The sequence below is a fragment of the Rhodococcus sp. JVH1 genome (assembly GCF_000280725.2).
In the GTDB taxonomy this organism is placed as follows: Bacteria; Actinomycetota; Actinomycetes; order Mycobacteriales; family Mycobacteriaceae; genus Rhodococcus_F; species Rhodococcus_F jostii_A.
In genome coordinates, this window is sequence record NZ_CP166289.1 from 7,155,507 (window position 1) to 7,174,631 (window position 19,125).

The window sequence follows — 19,125 nt, forward strand, 5'->3', positions numbered from 1 at the left end:
CCTTCGGCGGCGACCGGAGAGGGCGCCGCCGAAGGAGGGAAAGCTAGCTGCAGCCGGCGCGTGCCATGCCCAGCAGGGTGCACGTGCTCTCGTCCGACACCTTCCAGGTGCCGTCGACGTTCTCCCACGTCCACGCGGTCGGAGCGGCCGTGCCGTGCGGGCTGACGATCGCGACGTTCGCCGTCGCGGTATCGCCCTCTACCTGCACATCCGTGACCGTGAAGGACACCGGGTAGTTGGCCATCGCCGCCGTCATGGCCTCGAGATTCGGGCGGCGTTCGTCGCCGTCGACGACCACGACGGTCTTCTCGTCGACCGGTCGGGCGGGGTCCACGAGGACCTGGAGCGTACCGAGCAGTTCGTCCGACGTGGGCGCGGCAACCGCCTCGCCTGCCGCGGACGACGTGGCCGCGGACGTCGCTGCCGCGGTGTCGGAAGCGTCGTCGGACGAGCAGGCCGACATCCCGAGCGCGAAGACCACCGCGCCGACGGCAACCACGGACCTACCGATGAAGGATGTTCCGTTCAGGGGCTTGCGGATTATCACGACGAACCCTTTCGTTACACAGAACAGAGAGAAACTGCTCGACAGGTAGGTAAGGCTAACATGAGAGGTTCGGTGGCCCAGGGCGTCACGTATGCCGATTCGCAATCGGCAGAATCCGTGTCACGGCGCAGAATTCGGGCAGTGCCGGTAGCGTTGATAGATCTCATTGGGAGGAGACGCACATGAGCTCGACAGAGAACCCCGATTCGGTTGCGGCCGCACGAGAGCTCGAGGCGTTGCGCGCAGAGGCGTCGGCACTGCGCAGGCAGCTCGCGGAGTCGCCGGAACAGCTTCGTGAGATGGAATCGCGAGTGGATTCGCTGTCCATCCGGAACACCAAGCTGATGGACACCCTCAAGGAGGCCCGTCAGCAGCTCATCGCCCTTCGAGAAGAGGTCGATCGCCTCGGCCAGCCGCCGAGCGGGTACGGCGTGCTGCTCGGAGTGCACGACGATCAGACCGTGGACGTGTTCACCTCCGGGCGCAAGATGCGGTTGACCTGCTCCCCGAACGTCGACGCCGAGACCCTCAAGCTCGGCCAGACCGTGCGCCTCAACGAGGCCCTCACGATCGTGGAAGCGGGCAACTTCGAGCGTGTGGGTGAGATCAGCACGTTGCGCGAGGTCCTCGACGACGGTCAGCGCGCCCTCGTGGTCGGCCATGCCGACGAGGAGCGGATCGTGTGGCTGGCCGAACCCCTCGCCACCGTGTACGAGGACAGCGAGAGGGAGTCGATCGCGTACGACGCGGAATCGCCCACCCGCAAACTACGGCCGGGCGACTCCCTCCTCGTCGACACCAAGGCCGGGTACGCGTTCGAGCGGATCCCCAAGGCCGAGGTCGAAGATCTGGTCCTCGAAGAGGTTCCCGACGTGCACTACGACGACATCGGCGGCCTCGGACGGCAGATCGAGCAGATCCGCGACGCCGTCGAGTTGCCGTTCCTCCACAAAGACCTGTTCCACGAATACGAGCTGCGGCCACCGAAGGGTGTGCTCCTCTACGGTCCGCCCGGGTGCGGTAAGACGCTCATCGCCAAGGCGGTCGCCAACTCGCTCGCGAAGAAGATCGCGGAGGCGCGGGGGCAGGACAGCAAGGAAGCCAAGTCCTACTTCCTCAACATCAAGGGCCCCGAGCTGCTGAACAAGTTCGTCGGCGAGACCGAGAGGCACATCCGGCTGATCTTCCAGCGGGCCCGGGAGAAGGCGTCCGAGGGCACCCCCGTGATCGTGTTCTTCGACGAGATGGATTCGATCTTCCGCACCCGCGGATCGGGTGTCTCCTCCGACGTCGAGACCACCGTCGTGCCGCAGCTGCTCAGTGAGATCGACGGTGTCGAAGGACTCGAGAACGTCATCGTGATCGGCGCATCCAACCGCGAGGACATGATCGACCCCGCGATCCTGCGTCCCGGCCGCCTCGACGTGAAGATCAAGATCGAACGCCCCGACGCGGAGTCGGCACAGGACATCTTCTCGAAGTACCTTGTCGAGACGCTGCCGGTGCACAGCGACGACATCGCGGAGTTCGGCGGCGACCGCACGGCCTGCATCCGGGTGATGATCGAACGGGTCGTCGACCGCATGTACGCCGAGAGCGAGGAGAACCGCTTCCTCGAGGTCACGTACGCCAACGGCGACAAGGAGGTCCTGTACTTCAAGGACTTCAACTCCGGTGCGATGATCCAGAACATCGTCGACCGCGCCAAGAAGTACGCGATCAAGTCGGTGCTCGACACCGGTGCCCCGGGTCTGCGGGTCCAGCACCTGTTCGACTCCATCGTCGACGAGTTCTCGGAGAACGAGGACCTGCCGAACACCACCAACCCCGACGACTGGGCCCGGATCTCGGGCAAGAAGGGTGAGCGGATCGTCTACATCCGCACGCTGGTCACCGGTAAGAACGCGAGCGCGAGCCGCGCCATCGACACCGAATCCAACACGGGCCAGTACCTGTAGGCCGTCCGGCATCACCTGCGCGGCGGGAACCCGAACACGGTTCCCGCCGCGCAGGCGTCTGCGTCAGCGGTCCCGTGTGACGAGGTAGTCCTCGAGGAGCGCCCGGGTGTCCGGAACGAACGGCCACTGCGGGTCGTGCAGATGCGTCACCAGTTCGTGGGGCGTCCACCACCAGCCCGACGCGATCTCGCTGGCCTGGTGGACGATCGGCCCGTCCCAGTGCGTCTCGTAGGCGTATAGGTGGCAGCGCAGCCGCAAACCCCGCCAGTGCCCGTCCCACGCCACCCTCGCGATGGGGGTGAGGCCCACTCCGGTGATGCCCAGTTCCTCCGCCAGCTCCCGGCTCGCCGCCTCCTCCGGGGTCTCCCCGGGATCGACCACCCCGCCCGCCAGGCAGTCGTGATGTCCGGCGAACACCGTCTTCGTGTCCGAGCGTCGGTGGACGTAGAGGCGCTTCCCGTCGCCGGACCGGACGAGGACGCCGGCACTCGCGTGCCACAGCCCCTCGGCGTAGACGCGGGAACGCGCAGCGGACCCCACCGGTCGTCCCGCACTGTCGAACACCGCCACCACTTCGTCCGTGCCGGGTGGGGTGTTCGGTGCGGAATCCATGTGTCGATCCTGCCAGCACCCCGGCGGACGTCGGTACTGTCGAGGTCGGTTGCTCGTTCCGGTGCCGAAGGGGTGAGAGGTCATGGCGTTGCCGCGTTCGGTCGCCCGATTCAACCGGGTCGTCACCAATCAGGTGAGCCGTCACGTCGCGACGATCCTGCCCGGGTTCGCCATGGTCGAGCACCGGGGCCGCAGGTCGGGCAAGACCTATCGCACACCCGTCAACGTGTTCGTCGTGGACGGCCGCTACCGGTTCGCCCTGACGTACGGTGCGCAGAGCGACTGGGTGCGAAACGTGGTGGCGGCGGGCGGATGCACCATCGTGACGCGGCGCCGGACGGTACACCTGACCGACCCGAGCGTCGTCACCGACAGCACCCACTCCTGGGCTCCCGCCGGGGTCCGCACGGTACTCCGGGCGATCTCGGCGGACCAGTACCTGGAGTGCTCGCCGGACTAGTCGCCGGGCGCGGACGGCTCGCGCGGCAGGAGTGTGCCGCCGGGTGATGTGGGTGATCGCATAGGCTCGGCAGCATGCAGCGGATCATCGGTGTCGAAGTCGAGTACGGAATCTCCTCACCCAGCGAGCCTTCGGCCAATCCGATCTTGACGTCCACCCAGGCGGTGCTGGCCTACGCGGCGGCAGCGGGAGTGCCGCGCGCCAAGCGCACCCGATGGGATTACGAGGTGGAATCCCCGCTGCGCGATGCCCGCGGATTCGACCTGGGCCGGCTGAGCGGCCCGGCGCCGGTGATCGACGCCGACGAGGTCGGCGCGGCCAACATGATCCTCACCAACGGCGCCCGCCTCTACGTCGATCACGCGCACCCCGAGTACTCGGCCCCGGAGGTCACCGACCCCCTGGACGCCGTGATCTGGGACAAGGCAGGCGAACGGGTGATGGAGGCGGCCGCCCGGCACGCATCGAGCGTCCCCGGCGCCCCGCGACTGCAGCTGTACAAGAACAACGTGGACGGCAAGGGCGCGTCGTACGGCACCCACGAGAACTACCTGATGTCACGGGCCACGCCGTTCTCCGCGGTGATCAACGGGCTGACCCCGTTCTTCGCGTCCCGTCAGGTGATCTGCGGGTCGGGCCGGGTGGGCATCGGCCAGTCCGGTGACGAGGCCGGCTTCCAGCTGTCCCAGCGGGCCGACTACATCGAGGTGGAGGTCGGGCTCGAGACGACACTCAAGCGCGGCATCATCAACACCCGCGACGAACCCCACGCGGACGCGGACAAGTACCGGCGTCTGCACGTCATCATCGGCGACGCGAACCTCGCCGAGATGTCGACGTACCTGAAGGTCGGGACGACGGCCCTGGTCCTCGATCTCATCGAGGCCGGTGTCGACCTCACCGACCTGCAGCTGGCCCGCCCGGTGACCGCCGTGCACCACATCAGCCACGACCCGACGCTGCGCGCCACCGTCGCGCTGGCCGACGGCCGGGAACTGACCGGGCTTGCGTTGCAGCGGATCTACCTGGACCGAGTCGACAAGTTCATGTCCGCCGAGGGCAACGACGACCCCCGGGTGGCCGATCTGCTCGAGAAGTGGGCGATGGTGCTCGACCTTCTCGAACGGGACCCGATGGAGTGCGCCCACCTGCTGGACTGGCCGGCAAAGCTGCGGCTGCTCGAGGGTTTCCGGAACCGCGAGGGCCTCAACTGGTCCGCGCCCCGACTGCATCTGGTCGATCTGCAGTACTCGGACGTCCGCCTGGACAAGGGTCTGTACAACCGGCTGGTCGCCCGCGGGTCGATGGAACGGCTGGTGTCGGAGCAGGCGGTGCTCGACGCCGTCGACACCCCGCCCACCGACACCCGCGCCTACTTCCGGGGTGAGTGCCTGCGCAAGTTCGGCGCCGACATCGCGGCCGCGAGCTGGGATTCGGTGATCTTCGATCTCGGTGGCGACTCCCTGGTCCGTATCCCCACCCTCGAGCCGTTGCGGGGCAGCAAGGCGCACGTGGGGGAGTTGCTGGAGTCGGTGGAGACCGCGAAAGAACTCGTCGACGAGCTCACGAACTGACCCGTCGACCGGTCGCGGACGGATCTGCGCCGGAACTCGCCGTCGCGTCGGCACACGTGCGGCGGCGACGCTCGGTAGGGTGAAGGTCCGAGCGGATGATGTAGTCAGACTGCTTGGCAGGACAGGACGCTCGGAAGAAGAGCTCCCTTCACACAAGGAGGTCGGCTGCGATGGCACAAGAGCAGACCAAACGAACTGGTGGCGGCGACGAGGACGACACCCCGGGCGCTGACGGTGCCGCGGGTCAGGAACGTCGCGAAAAGCTGGCCGAGGACACCGACGACCTGCTCGACGAGATCGACGACGTACTCGAGGAGAACGCCGAGGACTTCGTCCGGGCCTATGTCCAGAAGGGCGGCCAGTGACGGCGGATCGACCGGCATTGCGGACAGGCGACGGTGAAACGAGGCTCAGTTTCGGTTCGAATCTGAGCTCGTTCACCGAGTATCTGCGTGGTCACGCACCAGAATTGCTGCCGGAGAATCGGATCGGCCATCGTTCGCACTCGACACGGGGTGGTGACGGGATGGAGAGCGGTGATCTCGCACCGCACGGAACGACGATCGTGGCGCTCACCTACAAGGGTGGCGTCCTGCTCGCCGGCGACCGGCGCGCGACCCAGGGCAACCTGATCGCCAGCCGGGACGTCGAGAAGGTGTACGTCACCGACGAATATTCGGCGGCCGGCATAGCCGGCACCGCGGGTATCGCCATCGAATTGGTCCGCCTGTTCGCCGTCGAACTCGAGCACTACGAGAAGATCGAGGGCGTTCAGCTGACCTTCGACGGCAAGGCGAACCGCCTGGCGTCGATGGTGCGGGGCAACCTCGGGGCGGCGATGCAGGGTCTCGCGGTCGTCCCGCTGCTCGTCGGCTACGACCTCGACGCGGACGACGAGGCGCACGCGGGCCGGATCGTCTCGTACGACGTCGTCGGCGGCCGGTACGAGGAACGCGCCGGATACCACGCGGTCGGTTCGGGATCGTTGTTCGCGAAGTCGGCACTGAAGAAGATCTACTCGCCGGACAGCGACGAGGAGACCGCCCTGCGGGCGGCCATCGAATCGCTGTACGACGCGGCCGACGACGACTCGGCCACAGGTGGGCCCGACCTGACCCGCGGCATCTACCCGACCGCGGTCACGATCACCCAGGCCGGTGCCGTGCACGTGTCCGAGGAGACGACGTCCGAGTTGGCTCGGCGCATCGTCGCCGAGCGCACCGAAGAAGGGGGGTCTGCGCGATGACCATGCCGTATTACGCGTCCGCCGAGCAGATCATGCGGGACCGCTCGGAACTGGCGCGCAAGGGAATTGCCCGCGGACGCAGCGTCGTGGTGCTCACGTTCCGCGACGGCGTGCTGTTCGTTGCCGAGAATCCCTCCACCGCGCTGCACAAGGTCAGCGAACTGTACGACCGTCTCGGGTTCGCGGCCGTCGGCAAGTACAACGAGTTCGAGAACCTGCGGCGCGCCGGGATCGTCCACGCCGACATGCGCGGCTACTCCTACGATCGCCGTGACGTGACGGGCCGATCGCTGGCCAACGCGTACGCACAGACCCTGGGCACGATCTTCACCGAACAGCCCAAGCCGTACGAGGTGGAAATCTGCGTCGCGGAGGTCGGGCGCGTGGGCAGCCCGAAGGCTCCCCAGCTGTACCGCATCACCTACGACGGATCCATCGTCGACGAACAGCATTTCGTCGTGATGGGTGGCACGACCGAGCCGATCGCGACCGCCATGCGCGAGTCGTACCGTGCCGACCTCGATCTCGAGGCGGCGGTCGGTATCGCGGTCAACGCCCTGCGTCAGGGCGGTGCCGGGGAAGGTGAGAAGCGGAACGTCGACGTGGCCAGCCTCGAGGTGGCCGTGCTCGACCAGTCCCGTCCTCGCCGCGCGTTCCGGCGGATCACCGGACCGGCGCTCGAACAGCTGATCCCCGCAGAACCTGCGCCCGCCTCGGAGCCCGCTCCGGAGTCGAAGCCGGACACCGAGACGAAGCCCGCCGACCCTCAGGACTGAGGCCGGTACACCGCGATCCCTCCGGGCACCGTCCGGAAGTCGAACCGCAGGGCGTCGGCCACCACTTCACCGTCGGTGGCCAGCGCGACCGGCGAGCCGTCCACGCGGACGGTGAGCCGGGGCACCAGGGATCGCACGTACACCCGGCTGCTTCCGAGCGTCCCGGTGGCGGCGGCGAACAGCAGCCGCGGCCGGGACGCTCGCCGGTCGGCCCGCACGTACCGGACGTCGAGCAGTCCGCCGGTGATGGCGGGACGCGACATCGGAACCTGATCGCCGGGGGAATACCGACCGTTCCCCACGAACAACATCCACACCTTCACGGGCCTGCCGTCGATGGTGACGGCGAGCGGTGTTGCCGCGGAGAGAATCCGAATCATCGCCACACATGCCGCGGGCCACTTCCCGTACCGCGGCTGCCACTTCTCCCGCAGTCGCACCGCGTCGGGATAGCCGCCGAGACTGGCGGTGTTGAGGAACGGCGCCGGCTCCGCGACATCGGTGTGGACGACGGCCTGATCGACGAGAACCGCATGCCCGGTCTCGACGGCGTTCACCGTGTCCGAGATGTCGGCGGCGCCGGCATCCCGCGCGAAGTGATTGAGCGTGCCGCCCGGGAACACCGCCAGCGGCAGCGCGTGACGCGTTGCCGCGGATGCGACGGCGACCACGGTCCCGTCTCCACCGCACACCCCGAGGGCGCGCGGATCCGTGTCGGCCACCCAGGCGTCGAGTTGTTCTGCGAAATCGCGGTCGGTGTCGAGGGCGCGCACGTCGGCCTTGGGGAGTGCGGTCGTGATCTCCTCACTGGGATCGACACTGTCCGGCCCGGACTCCGGGTTGACCACCACGAGCAGGCCCTCACCGCCCCGAAGTGCCGGTGCGTCGACGGTGGGGCCCAACTCCGCCGGTTCCTCCGTGCGCACCGCCCACCAGCGGCGGGTGCCCGACGCGACGGCCCCGCCCAGTATCAGCCCGGCGGCAACGTCGGTCGGCCAGTGGACGCCGTTGTGCACGCGGGAGTACGCGACCGCGGCGGCGAGCGGGGCCACGACGGCACCGGCCGCAGGCGATTCCAGGGCCACGCCCGTGGTGAACGCCGCCGCCGACGCCGCATGACCCGACGGGAACGACGAGGACCGGGGGATCGGCACCCCGCGCAGCACGTTCGTCCAGACGCGGGCGGGCGGGCGCCGCCGGGGGAACAGCGGTTTGAGGATGCCGTTGGCCAGACCGCTCGCCATCATGAGGGACAGCAGTCCGCGCACAGCACCGCGGCGGGCGTGCCCGCCGACCAGTCCCAGTACCGCCGCCACGAACCACCACAGGAGCCCCTTGTCGGCCGCGCGGCTGAGGAAGCGCATGGCCCGGTCGAGCCCGGAGGGACTCAGATCGGCGCTGCGGTCGAAGACGATCTCGTCGGCCCGGTGGATTCGGCGTAAGTGTCGGTTCACCATCTCAGCGTATGCGCGAGGTGTCGCCGGACGGTTTTACCGCTCCGCCGGGTGATCGGCGTTGTACTGTCGAGGTGTGCAGCGACGAATCATGGGAATTGAGACAGAGTTCGGTGTGACCTGCACCTTCCATGGTCACAGGCGACTGAGCCCGGACGAGGTTGCGCGCTACCTGTTCCGGCGGGTGGTGTCGTGGGGCCGGAGCTCCAACGTGTTTCTCCGGAACGGTGCCCGCCTGTATCTGGACGTCGGCTCGCACCCCGAATACGCCACAGCCGAGTGCGACAACCTCATCCAGTTGGTCAACCACGACCGGGCGGGGGAGCGCGTTCTCGAGGAGCTGTTGATCGACGCCGAACAGCGGCTCGCCGAGGAAGGCATCGGCGGCGACATCTACCTGTTCAAGAACAACACGGACTCGGCAGGCAATTCGTACGGCTGTCACGAGAACTTCCTCGTGGCCCGGGCCGGCGAATTCTCCCGGATCTCGGACGTGCTGCTCCCGTTCCTGGTGACGCGGCAGCTGATCTGCGGCGCAGGCAAGGTCCTGCAGACGCCGAAGGCGGCCACGTTCTGCCTGTCGCAGCGCGCCGAGCACATCTGGGAGGGCGTGTCCTCGGCGACCACGCGGTCGCGGCCCATCATCAACACCCGTGACGAGCCGCACGCCGACGCGGAGAAGTACCGCCGCCTGCACGTGATCGTCGGCGACTCGAACATGTCCGAGTCCACCACCATGCTGAAGGTGGGCACGGCGGCGCTCGTGCTCGAGATGATCGAGGCCGGGGTGTCGTTCCGCGACTTCGCGCTCGACAACCCGATCCGCGCCATCCGCGAGGTCAGTCACGACGTCACCGGACGCCGCCCGGTGCGGCTCGCCGGCGGCAGGCAGGCCAGCGCCCTCGACATTCAGCGGGAGTACCACGCGCGCGCGGTGGAACACCTGCAGAACCGGGATCCCGATCCGCAGGTCACTCAGGTGGTCGACCTCTGGGGTCGCATGCTCGACGCCGTCGAGACGCAGGACTTCGCGAAGGTCGACACGGAGATCGACTGGGTGATCAAGCGCAAGCTGTTCCAGCGCTACCAGGACCGGCACGGCTTCGAGCTGGCCGACCCGAAGATCGCGCAGCTGGATCTGGCGTACCACGACATCAAACGCGGTCGCGGCGTGTTCGACGTGCTGCAGCGTAAGGGGCTGGTGAAGCGGATCACCGAGGACGAGACGATCGAGGCGGCGGTGGACACTCCGCCGCAGACCACCCGGGCGAAGCTGCGCGGCGAGTTCATCACCGCGGCGCAGGAGGCCGGACGCGACTTCACGGTCGACTGGGTGCACCTCAAGCTCAACGACCAGGCCCAGCGGACGGTGCTGTGCAAGGACCCGTTCCGGTCGGTCGACGAGCGGGTGGAGCGCCTGATTGCCTCGATGTAGCGGCGCTGTGGGGGTCCGTAACGGGCTCACCCACTAGGCTTCCGGGCGTGCCGACTTCCAAGATCGAGCGGTTGATGAACCTGGTGATCTGTTTGTTGTCCACCAGGCAGTTCCTCACCGCCGAGAAGATTCGCGAGAGCGTTGCCGGGTACGCCGACTCCGCCAGCGACGAGGCGTTCAGCCGCATGTTCGAACGCGACAAGAACGAGCTCCGGGATCTCGGTGTTCCGCTCGAGACCGGACAGGCGTCGCGCTTCTCGACGGTCGAGGGCTACCGCATCAACCGCAATGCGTACGAGCTCCCCGACATCGACCTCAGCCAGGAGGAGTCAGCGGCGGTCGCGGTGGCGGTCCAGCTGTGGGAGTCGCCGGAGTTGACGTCCGCGGCCCAGGGGGCGCTGCTCAAGCTGCGCGCGGCGGGTGTACAGGTGGATCCGGATTCGGCGGCCACCCCGATCACGGCGGTGCCCGCCCGCACCCGCGGCTCCGAACCGGCGCTCGGCAAGCTGCTGGCGGCGGTCGACGCCGGCCGCGCCGTGCATTTCCCGCACCGCGGCGCCCTCAACGAGCCGTACACCGAGCGCACCGTCGAACCCTGGGGCGTCGTCACAGCGCACGGCCGGTGGTACCTCGTCGGTCACGATGTCGACCGGGGGGCCGTCCGGACGTTCCGGCTGTCGCGGATCGGCGACGACGTGACGGAGTTCGGACCCTCCGGGGTCGTCCACAAACCGGCGGGCGTGGACCTCCGGGAGATCGTCGACCGGGTCACCGGTTCGGGGGAGGTCACCGGGACCGCCACCGTATGGGTGGCCGAGGGCCGGGCCCAGGAACTGCGCCGACTGGCGACCACGGCGGAGGCGAAGCGGGTGAACGAGCGCGCCGGCACCGTGCTCGGGATCCCGGTCCGCTCCCGGGACTGGATCGCGCGGCTGGTCGCGGGCCACGGGGCGGACGCCCTGGTTCTCGATCCGCCCGAACTACGCCACGATGTGCTGACCAAGCTGAAGGACGCCGCAGGGGAAGGGGGACGTCGTGAGTAACAGGCTGTCGTCGAGACTGTCCCGGCTCCTCAACCTGGTGCCGTACTTCATCGCGAATCCCGGGATGAGCGCGGCCGAGGCCGCCGCCGAACTGGGCGTCACCACCACGCAGCTGATGTCCGACCTCAACCAGTTGTGGGTGTGCGGCCTGCCCGGCTACGGTCCCGGCGACCTCATCGACCTCTCGTTCTCCGAGGAGAGCATCGAGGTGACGTTCTCGGCGGGCATCGACCGACCGCTGCGGTTGACGTCCACGGAAGCGACGGCCCTGCTGATTGCCCTGCGTTCGCTGGTGGAGATGCCGGGCATGGTCGATCCGTCCGCGGCGCACAGCGCGATCGCGAAGATCGAGGACGCCGCGGGCACCGCGGCGGCCCGCGCGGCGGTGACGCCGGCGTCGGAGCGGGAGGCGGTGGAGGACGTGGCGGAAGATCCCATCGCCGCCACGGTGCGGTCCGCGCTCCATCATCGGCACGCACTCCACCTGACGTACTACTCGGCGTCCCGGGACCGCGTCACCGAGCGCACCGTGGATCCGGTGCGGGTCGTGCTGGTCGACAATCAGAGTTATCTGCAGGCGTGGTGCCGGCAGGCCGAGGGGGTCCGGCTGTTCCGGCTCGACCGGATCGACGCCGCCACCGAGCTGGACGAGGCGTCCACACCGCCGGCGCAGGCTCTCGTCCGGGATTCCAACCTGGAATTGTTCAGCGGCGACGCGTCCCTTCCCCAGGCCCGGTTGCACATCGGCGCCGACTGCGTGTGGGTGCTCGACTACTACCCGATGGATGTCCGGACGGTCGACGCCGACGGCTCGGTCGAGGCGAGCATGAGTTACGGGGCGCTCGAGTGGATGGCCCGGCTCGTGCTCGGGTTCGGCTCCGGAATCAGAGTGCTCGAACCGGCCGAACTGGTCGACGAGGTGCGCCGCCGCGCCGTGGAGGCGCTGTCCGCCTACGACGCCGTCGAGGCATGAGCGGCGACGGGCGTCCGCTGCGGATCAGCGTCTTCGGCGCGGGCAGCATCGGCTGCTATGTCGGGGGCCGGCTCGCCGCGGCCGGTGCCGAGGTGACCCTGATCGGGCGGGAGCGCGTCGGGGCGGAGATCCGCGAACACGGGTTACGGCTGACGGACCTGCACGGAGCGGACGTCCGGGTCGGTGCCCCCGGCATCGCCTTCGCCACCGGCCCGGAGTCGGCGGCCACCGCCGATCTCGTCGTCGTGTCGGTGAAGTCGGCGGGGACACCGGAGGCGGGTGCCGCGCTGGCGTCGGCGATCGGTTCCGACACGGTCGTAGTCAGTGCGCAGAACGGGCTGGGCAATGCGGACACCCTCCGCGCGGCCCTGCCGGAGCAGGTCGTTCTCGCGGCGATGGTGCCGTTCAATGTGGTGCACCGCGGCGACGGGCATTTCCACCAGGGCTCCGAGGGCGACCTCGAGATCGAGCAGCATCCGGCGGTGCGCGCATTCGCACCGGTCTTCGACGACGCCGGGCTGCCGCTCCACACACGTGACGACTTCCGCTCGGTGCAGTGGGCGAAGCTGCTGTTCAACCTGAACAACGCGGTCAACGCCCTGTCCAGCCTGCCGCTCCGCGAGGAGTTGTCGCAGCGGTCGTTCCGGCGCGCGGTCGCGCTGGCGCAGCGGGAAGCACTGACTCTCCTGACCGCCCGCGGCATCGCTGTCGCCAAACTCACACCGCTGCCGCCGCAGTGGATTCCCCGGTTGCTGACCGTCCCGGACGGGGTGTTCCGGGTGGCGGGCAGCCGGATGCTGGCCATCGACCCGCACGCGCGGTCCTCGATGTGGGACGACCTCGAAGCGGGCCGGCGCACCGAAGTGGACTGGATCAGCGGGGAGATCGTGCGCCTGGCCGCGTCGTCGGGCACGGCCGCACCGGTGAACGCGAGGCTGGTCGAACTGATCCGCGAGGCCGAGGCGGGCGGGAACCGGCACTGGTCCGGGGACGCCCTGCTCGCCGATCTGCGCTCACAGCGGGCACCCGGGAAACCGACAGGTAAACGGCAGCGCAACTAGCCGGTTTCGACCGGACCGGTGCCGAGTATGTCCGGTAGCATCAGGGTCACCTGATCTTTTGGAGGTTTCATCATGGGAGCCATGAGCCCCTGGCACTGGGCCATTGTCGCGCTGGTCGTCATCATCCTGTTCGGTTCCAAGAAGCTGCCCGACGCGGCTCGCGGACTCGGCCGTTCGCTCCGCATCTTCAAGAGCGAGGTCAAGGAGATGCAGAACGACAACAGCACGCCGGCGCCCACCGCGCAGCAGAGCGCGCCCGCCGAGCTGCCCGTGGCGGACACCACCACCGCACCGGTCACCCCTCCGGCGCCGGTGCAGCCGCAGCACACCGAGCCCAAGTCGGCGTAGCCCGAGCCGCCTGACAACCGGGGTGATTCTTCACCCCGGTTGCCTGCTGACCAAGACTAGGGCGAACAACAGTGCGAATTCCGTTCGATCCGCGCCACAGCAAGCGGAGGACCAATCCCGACGGCACCATGTCGTTGGTCGATCACCTCTACGAGCTGCGCACGCGGTTGCTCCTGTCGGTGCTGGCCATCGTGGTCACCACCGCGGTGGGCTTCTTCTGGTACTCCCACCAGATTCTCGGGATCGAGAGTCTCGGTGAGCTTCTCCGCGGGCCGTACTGTTCGCTGCCCGCGTCGAGTCGCGCCGACCTGAGCAACGACGGGTCGTGCCGCCTCCTCGCGACCGGACCGTTCGAGCAGTTCATGCTCCGATTCAAGGTCGCGCTGACCGCGGGCGTCGTCCTGGCCTGCCCCATCTGGCTGTACCAGCTGTGGGCGTTCATCACGCCCGGTCTCTACGCGAAGGAGCGCCGTTACGCGATCGGCTTCGTGGTGTCCGGTGCCGCGCTGTTCATCGCAGGCGCCGTCCTCGCCTACGTGGTCGTCGCGAAGGCGCTGCATTTCCTGCTGACGATCGGCGACAACGTTCAGATCACCGCACTCGGCGGCGCGGAATACTTCGGGTTCATCATCAACCTGCTGATCATCTTCGGTGTCAGCTTCGAGATACCGCTGCTCATCGTCGCGCTGAACTTCGTCGGCATTCTGCCGTACGCGAAGCTCAAGGCGTGGCGCCGCGGCCTGATCTTCGCTCTGTTCGTGTTCGCCGCGATCGCGACCCCCGGGCAGGATCCGTTCTCGATGCTCGCGCTCGCGTTCGCGTTGACCCTGCTGTTCGAGGTCGCCGTGCAGATCGCCCGCATCAACGACCGCCGCAAGGCCCGTCGCACGGAACAGGAGTGGGGTGCCCTCGACGACGACGAGGCGTCGACCATCGCCGCACCGTCGGACCTGAACGAGGCGTTCGACGTCGCCGCCACACCGGTCCCCGAGCCGGCGGGCCGGTTCCGGCGGTCACGCAAGTCCGGCAAGCCCGCGGGTGCCAACAAGAACGACGACGCGAGCACGACCGGCAGCAACACACCGGGTCAGGACTTCTCCGACACCCTGTGACAATCTGACGGGGTGGCAGTGACAACAGGTGACACGACCGGCGGCACCGAACTCGACGTGTTCTCGGCGCAGCTCGGCTTCGTGCTCGACCCCTTCCAGATCAACGCCTGCCGCGCGCTCGAGGGCGGCCACGGCGTCCTCGTCTGCGCCCCGACCGGCGCGGGAAAGACCGTGGTCGGCGAATTCGCCGTGCACCTGGCGCTCACGTCCGGTCGCAAGTGCTTCTACACCACGCCGATCAAGGCGCTGAGCAATCAGAAGTACGCGGAGCTGGTGCGGCGGTACGGCAAGGACACCGTCGGGCTGCTGACCGGCGATTCGAGCATCAACTCGGACGCCCCGGTGGTCGTCATGACCACCGAGGTGCTGCGGAACATGCTGTACGCCGACTCCCCGGCGCTGCGCGGGTTGTCCCACGTCGTCATGGACGAGGTGCACTTCCTGGCGGACCGGTTCCGTGGCGCCGTGTGGGAAGAGGTGATCCTGCACCTGTCCGAGGACGTCCGCCTCGTCAGCCTGTCGGCGACCGTCAGCAACGCCGAGGAGTTCGGCGCGTGGATGGAAACGGTGCGCGGCGACACCACCGTGGTGGTCGACGAGAACCGCCCGATCCCGCTGTGGCAGCACATCATGGTCGGCAAGCGGCTGTTCGACCTCTTCGACACCAGGGCGCGGAGCGGGGACGCCCTCCAGGATCTGGTGGTCGACCAGGATCTGGTCCGTCACGTGAAACAGCGGCAGGCCCTCGAGCGGGCCGACTCGTGGGAGTCGCGGGGCAGGGGACGCCGCGGCGGCGGCCGCGGGTTCTCCAGCGACTTCCGGCCGCTGCCCCGACCGGAAGTGATCTCCCGCCTCGACGACGAGGGACTCCTCCCGGCGATCACGTTCATCTTCAGTCGCGCCGGGTGCGACGCCGCGCTGGCACAGTGCCTGCGGTCCCGCCTCGATCTGACGACGCCGGAGCAGGTCGCCGAGATCCGGACCATCATCGACGCCCACACCGCCGAACTGCCGAAGGCCGATCTGGAGGTCCTCGGGTACTGGGAATGGCGTAAGGCGCTCGAGCGGGGCCTCGCCGCGCACCACGCGGGGATGCTGCCCGCGTTCCGGCAGACGGTCGAGGAGCTGTTCGTCAAAGGACTGGTCCGGGCCGTGTTCGCCACCGAGACGCTGGCGCTGGGCATCAACATGCCCGCCCGCACGGTCGTCCTCGAACGCCTCGTCAAGTACAACGGCGAGGCCCACGCCGAACTCACCCCGGGGGAGTACACGCAGCTCACCGGCCGGGCCGGACGTCGCGGCATCGACATCGAGGGTCACGCGGTGGTCCTGTGGCAGCCCGGGGTGGAACCCGTGGATGTCGCCGGGCTCGCCTCCACGCGCACGTTCCCGCTCCGCAGCTCGTTCCGTCCCGGCTACAACATGACAATCAACCTGGTCGATCGCATGGGAGCGGCGGAATCACGGGCCCTGCTCGAGCGGTCGTTCGCCCAGTTCCAGGCCGACCGGTCGGTGGTCGGCCTGACGCGCGGCATCGAACGCAACGAGGCCGCGCTCACCACGCTCCGCGAACGGCTGGGCGGCGAGGACGGCGAGTACTTCGAGTACGCGCGCCTGCGGGAGGAGCTGAGCAGCCGGGAACGGTCACTCGAACGGGCAGGTCGAACCGAACGCCGGGACGCCGCCGTCGCCTCGCTTGTCGCACTGCGGCGCGGCGACGTGATCGCGATCCCGGTGGGACGGCACTCGGGTCTGGCCGTGGTGCTGGAACCGGACCGGGACCCCACGGATCCGAAACCGCTGATCCTCACCGAGGCGAAGTGGGCGGGCCGGGTGTCGGCCGGCGACTTCCCGGAGCCCGCACGGTCTTTGGGATCGATGCGGTTGCCGCGGCGCTTCGATCACCACACCGCCCGGGTGCGACGCGATCTGGCATCGGCGTTGCGCAGCACCGGAATCGTCGCGCCCGGACGCCGGAAGCGGAAGAAGTCGGGTGCTGCCACCGACGACGCCGAGATCGCACGGCTGCGGCGCGCCATCCGGCAGCACCCGTGCCACAGTTGGCCGGACCGCGAACAGCTGAGCCGGATCGGTGAGCGCTACAACCGGCTGGCCCGCGAGACGGAGACGATGCGACAGAAGGTGGCTGCCACGACGAACTCGTTGGCGCGCACGTTCGATCGCATCCTGTCGCTGCTCGCCGAACGCGACTACATCTCGCCGGGCGAACACCCCGACGCCACCGAACACGGCACACGGCTGAGTCGAATCTATTGCGAGAGCGACCTCTTGGTGGCCGAGTGCCTCCGGCAGGGTGTGTGGAAGGGTCTCGGGCCCGCGGAACTCGCCGCCGTCGTGTCCGCCGTGATCTTCGAATCGCGCCGTGAAGGGGACACCGTCGAAGGCGGCGGTCCGGGAGCACTGCGGCACGCCCTCGACGAGACCGTGCGGGTGTGGCGGGAGCTGCGGGCGGACGAGATCCGGCACAAATTGCCGCCCACCCGTGAGCCGGACCTCGGCTTCGCTGCCGCGATCTTCCACTGGGCGAGCGACAATTCGCTCGTCGAGGCGCTGATCGCGGCCGGAGATCAGGGGCGTGCGCTGTCGGCGGGCGACTTCGTGCGGTGGTGCAGGCAGGTGATCGACCTGCTCGAACAGGTCCGGTCGACGTCCCCCGATCCGCAGGTCGGTAAGGCCGCAGGTCGTGCGGTCGCGGCGATCCGCCGCGGTGTCGTCGCCGTGGATGCTGCGTGACCCGACCCCGTGTGGTTGGATTCGCACGCCGTCCGAAGGCCCGAATCCGATGGCGGGGCGTTACGGTAGGTACAAAACTTGACACGTGAGCGGGAGGCGACGATGAGCGGCCCTTACGGACCGAACGACCCGAACGGGCAATGGGCCCAGGGACAGCAACCGGGCCAGGGTAACCCTGACCAGACCGGCGGCCAGTACGGGGCGCCGCAGTACGGTCAGCAGCCGCCCGCTCAGCCGTGGGGACAGCCGACACCGGGTCAGCCTCAGCAGCCCGGGCAGCCGCAGTGGGGTCAGCACCCCCAGCAGCCCGGACAACCGCAATGGGGTCAGCAGCCGCAACCCGGTCAGCTCGGGCAACCCGGTCCGGGACAGTGGGGTCAGCAGCCCGGGCAGCCGCAGTGGGGTCAGCAACCGGGTCAGCCGCAGCAGTGGGGCCCGACCCCCGGCCAGCAGCAGTGGGGGCAGCCGCCCTCGTCGGGGAAGTCGAAGCTGCCGTTGATCATCGGCGGTGTGGTGGCTCTGCTGGTGATCGTGGGTATCGCCCTGGTGCTCGCGTTCACGGTGTTCGGCACGGACACACTCGATCAGAAGGCGGCCGAGGACGGTGTCGAGCGCATCGTCACCGATTCGTACGGCGCCGAGAACGTGTCCGGTGTCACGTGCCCCGCGGATCAGGAAGTGAAGAAGGGCAACAGCTTCACGTGCAGTCTCACCGTGGACGGTGAGAAGAAGCAGGTCACTCTCACCTTCACCGACGACAAGGGCACGTACGAAGTGAGCCGCCCCAGCTAGACGGCCCTCACGGAACCCGTGCGGCGGCCACCTTTTTCATCGCCGCCGTGAGGCGGCCGACGGAATTCTCGATTCCGAGTTCCTCCGCCAGCCTGCCGAGCCGGTCCGCGTCGACCGGTTCGGCAGGCAGCGTGTCTTCGCGGGACAGTTCGACCTCCGCGTCCCGCACCACCCGCACCACCGGCAGTGCCGCGTCGAGATAGTCCGCTGCGGCGGCGAATTTCGCGCGCGCACCCTTCGCCATGTCGGATTCGGGATCGACTGCGGCGGCCCGCAGGGCGGCGAGCGATCCGTATTGCATGATCAGGCTCGACGCGGTCTTCTCACCGATCCCCTTCACTCCCGGTAACCCGTCGGACGAGTCGCCGCGCAGCAGGGCGAGTTCGGCGTAGGCCTCACCGGCACGGTCGGCCGGCACCCCGTACTTGGCTGCCACCTCGTCCGGCCCGAGCAGTTCGGCCTTGGCGAGGCCGCGCACCACGTACAGCACCCGCACCGGGACCGGGGCGTCCGTGACGACCTGCAGGAGGTCGCGGTCGCCGGTGACGACGATGGTGGTGTCGCGGGTCTCGGTGGCGGCCAGGGTGCCGAGCACGTCGTCGGCTTCGAGCCCTTCGGCACCGGCGGTCGCGATTCCGGTGGCGGCCAGGACATCCAGGATCATCGGGACCTGCGGCGACAGGGTGTCGGGAACCTCTTCCTCCGCCCCGCCGGTGTCTTCGGCGACCCGGTGCGCCTTGTAGGTGGGCACCGCCTCGACGCGGAACGCGGGCCGCCAGTCGAGGTCGAGGCACACCGCGAGCCGGGACGGCTGGTGCTTGGTGATCAGTGCGGCCACCATGTCGGTGAACCCGCGCACCGCGTTGACGGATCGACCGTCGGGGGAGGTGATCGAGTCGGGTAGCGCGTAGTAGGCGCGAAACCACAGGCTGGCACCGTCGAGGAGAAGCAGAGGCCCTGTCATGACCCTCATCCTGCCA

18 protein-coding genes are annotated in these 19,125 nt (G+C 68.5%); 14 read left to right on the forward strand and 4 right to left on the reverse strand.

What is annotated here, in order from left to right; all coding sequences use genetic code 11:
* Positions 1-43: 43 nt before the first annotated feature.
* Positions 44-547 carry a hypothetical protein gene (locus tag JVH1_RS33475; protein ID WP_009473522.1) on the reverse strand — a complete coding sequence of 168 codons (504 nt, stop codon included), beginning with the start codon at positions 545-547 and terminating at the stop codon, positions 44-46.
* A 182-nt stretch (positions 548-729) separates the two neighbouring features.
* On the opposite strand from JVH1_RS33475, the gene arc reads away from it, so the two are divergent.
* Positions 730-2,505, forward strand: coding sequence for a proteasome ATPase (gene arc / locus JVH1_RS33480; RefSeq protein WP_009473521.1), 1,776 nt, complete (start codon positions 730-732; stop codon positions 2,503-2,505).
* Between the two features lie 63 nt (positions 2,506-2,568).
* On the opposite strand, the gene JVH1_RS33485 is transcribed toward arc, so the two are convergent.
* Positions 2,569-3,117 carry an NUDIX domain-containing protein gene (locus tag JVH1_RS33485; RefSeq protein ID WP_009473520.1) on the reverse strand — a complete coding sequence of 183 codons (549 nt, stop codon included), beginning with the start codon at positions 3,115-3,117 and terminating at the stop codon, positions 2,569-2,571.
* 82 nt (positions 3,118-3,199) lie between these two features.
* Here JVH1_RS33485 and JVH1_RS33490 point away from each other — a divergent pair, with 82 nt between their 5' ends.
* From JVH1_RS33490 to prcA, 5 genes are all read left to right on the forward strand, one after another.
* Complete coding sequence (locus JVH1_RS33490; protein WP_009473519.1) at positions 3,200-3,577, forward strand: nitroreductase family deazaflavin-dependent oxidoreductase; 378 nt, start codon at positions 3,200-3,202, stop codon at positions 3,575-3,577.
* A 74-nt stretch (positions 3,578-3,651) separates the two neighbouring features.
* Entirely contained in the window at positions 3,652-5,151 is a 1,500-nt protein-coding gene (dop, locus tag JVH1_RS33495) for a depupylase/deamidase Dop (protein ID WP_007299057.1), read from the forward strand.
* A 170-nt stretch (positions 5,152-5,321) separates the two neighbouring features.
* The gene (locus JVH1_RS33500) at positions 5,322-5,516 is read left to right on the forward strand and encodes a ubiquitin-like protein Pup (protein ID WP_007299058.1); all 195 of its coding nucleotides are present in this window, start codon (positions 5,322-5,324) and stop codon (positions 5,514-5,516) included.
* On the forward strand, positions 5,513-6,397 hold the full coding sequence (gene prcB / locus JVH1_RS33505) for a proteasome subunit beta (RefSeq protein ID WP_037229527.1): 885 nt from the start codon (positions 5,513-5,515) through the stop codon (positions 6,395-6,397). The genes JVH1_RS33500 and prcB overlap by 4 nt, the downstream gene beginning before the upstream one ends.
* On the forward strand, positions 6,394-7,173 hold the full coding sequence (gene prcA, locus JVH1_RS33510) for a proteasome subunit alpha (protein ID WP_011594076.1): 780 nt from the start codon (positions 6,394-6,396) through the stop codon (positions 7,171-7,173). The genes prcB and prcA overlap by 4 nt, the downstream gene beginning before the upstream one ends.
* Here prcA and JVH1_RS33515 read toward each other — a convergent pair.
* Positions 7,164-8,630, reverse strand: coding sequence for a phosphatase PAP2 family protein (locus tag JVH1_RS33515; protein WP_043778000.1), 1,467 nt, complete (start codon positions 8,628-8,630; stop codon positions 7,164-7,166). The two genes, prcA and JVH1_RS33515, sit on opposite strands and share 10 nt — an antisense overlap.
* A 73-nt stretch (positions 8,631-8,703) precedes the next feature.
* Here JVH1_RS33515 and pafA point away from each other — a divergent pair, with 73 nt between their 5' ends.
* From pafA to JVH1_RS33555, 8 genes are all read left to right on the forward strand, one after another.
* The gene (pafA, locus tag JVH1_RS33520) at positions 8,704-10,062 is read left to right on the forward strand and encodes a Pup--protein ligase (protein ID WP_012687833.1); all 1,359 of its coding nucleotides are present in this window, start codon (positions 8,704-8,706) and stop codon (positions 10,060-10,062) included.
* A 47-nt stretch (positions 10,063-10,109) separates the two neighbouring features.
* Positions 10,110-11,105: a YafY family protein gene (locus JVH1_RS33525; RefSeq protein WP_009473515.1), complete on the forward strand. Its 996-nt coding sequence runs from the start codon at positions 10,110-10,112 to the stop codon at positions 11,103-11,105.
* On the forward strand, positions 11,098-12,078 hold the full coding sequence (locus JVH1_RS33530; protein WP_009473514.1) for a YafY family protein: 981 nt from the start codon (positions 11,098-11,100) through the stop codon (positions 12,076-12,078). The genes JVH1_RS33525 and JVH1_RS33530 overlap by 8 nt, the downstream gene beginning before the upstream one ends.
* Positions 12,075-13,139 (forward strand): 2-dehydropantoate 2-reductase, encoded by a 1,065-nt coding sequence (locus JVH1_RS33535; protein WP_009473513.1) that lies wholly within the window; start codon positions 12,075-12,077, stop codon positions 13,137-13,139. Before JVH1_RS33530 ends, JVH1_RS33535 begins: the two co-directional genes overlap by 4 nt.
* A 72-nt stretch (positions 13,140-13,211) precedes the next feature.
* The gene (tatA, locus tag JVH1_RS33540) at positions 13,212-13,487 is read left to right on the forward strand and encodes a Sec-independent protein translocase subunit TatA (protein ID WP_005563470.1); all 276 of its coding nucleotides are present in this window, start codon (positions 13,212-13,214) and stop codon (positions 13,485-13,487) included.
* Between the two features lie 71 nt (positions 13,488-13,558).
* A complete protein-coding gene (gene tatC, locus JVH1_RS33545) occupies positions 13,559-14,599 on the forward strand; it encodes a twin-arginine translocase subunit TatC (protein WP_009473512.1) in 1,041 nt (346 codons plus the stop codon).
* A gap of 18 nt (positions 14,600-14,617) precedes the next feature.
* A complete protein-coding gene (locus tag JVH1_RS33550; RefSeq protein ID WP_009473511.1) occupies positions 14,618-17,353 on the forward strand; it encodes an RNA helicase in 2,736 nt (911 codons plus the stop codon).
* Positions 17,354-17,455: 102 nt separating this feature from the next.
* Positions 17,456-18,145 (forward strand): DUF4333 domain-containing protein, encoded by a 690-nt coding sequence (locus JVH1_RS33555; protein WP_009473510.1) that lies wholly within the window; start codon positions 17,456-17,458, stop codon positions 18,143-18,145.
* Positions 18,146-18,152: 7 nt separating this feature from the next.
* Here JVH1_RS33555 and JVH1_RS33560 read toward each other — a convergent pair whose 3' ends face one another.
* Complete coding sequence (locus tag JVH1_RS33560) at positions 18,153-19,109, reverse strand: 5'-3' exonuclease (RefSeq protein WP_009473509.1); 957 nt, start codon at positions 19,107-19,109, stop codon at positions 18,153-18,155.
* Between the last annotated feature and the right edge of the window lie 16 nt (positions 19,110-19,125).

Coding starts and splice junctions, on each gene's coding strand:
- arc (WP_009473521.1), top strand. CDS start 730: ATGAGCTCGACAGAGAACCCCGATTCGGTTGCGGCCGCACGAGAGCTC.
- JVH1_RS33485 (WP_009473520.1), bottom strand. CDS start 3,117: ATGGATTCCGCACCGAACACCCCACCCGGCACGGACGAAGTGGTGGCG.
- JVH1_RS33490 (WP_009473519.1), top strand. CDS start 3,200: ATGGCGTTGCCGCGTTCGGTCGCCCGATTCAACCGGGTCGTCACCAAT.
- dop (WP_007299057.1), top strand. CDS start 3,652: ATGCAGCGGATCATCGGTGTCGAAGTCGAGTACGGAATCTCCTCACCC.
- JVH1_RS33500 (WP_007299058.1), top strand. CDS start 5,322: ATGGCACAAGAGCAGACCAAACGAACTGGTGGCGGCGACGAGGACGAC.
- prcA (WP_011594076.1), top strand. CDS start 6,394: ATGACCATGCCGTATTACGCGTCCGCCGAGCAGATCATGCGGGACCGC.
- JVH1_RS33515 (WP_043778000.1), bottom strand. CDS start 8,630: ATGGTGAACCGACACTTACGCCGAATCCACCGGGCCGACGAGATCGTC.
- JVH1_RS33535 (WP_009473513.1), top strand. CDS start 12,075: ATGAGCGGCGACGGGCGTCCGCTGCGGATCAGCGTCTTCGGCGCGGGC.
- tatA (WP_005563470.1), top strand. CDS start 13,212: ATGGGAGCCATGAGCCCCTGGCACTGGGCCATTGTCGCGCTGGTCGTC.
- JVH1_RS33555 (WP_009473510.1), top strand. CDS start 17,456: ATGAGCGGCCCTTACGGACCGAACGACCCGAACGGGCAATGGGCCCAG.
- JVH1_RS33560 (WP_009473509.1), bottom strand. CDS start 19,109: ATGACAGGGCCTCTGCTTCTCCTCGACGGTGCCAGCCTGTGGTTTCGC.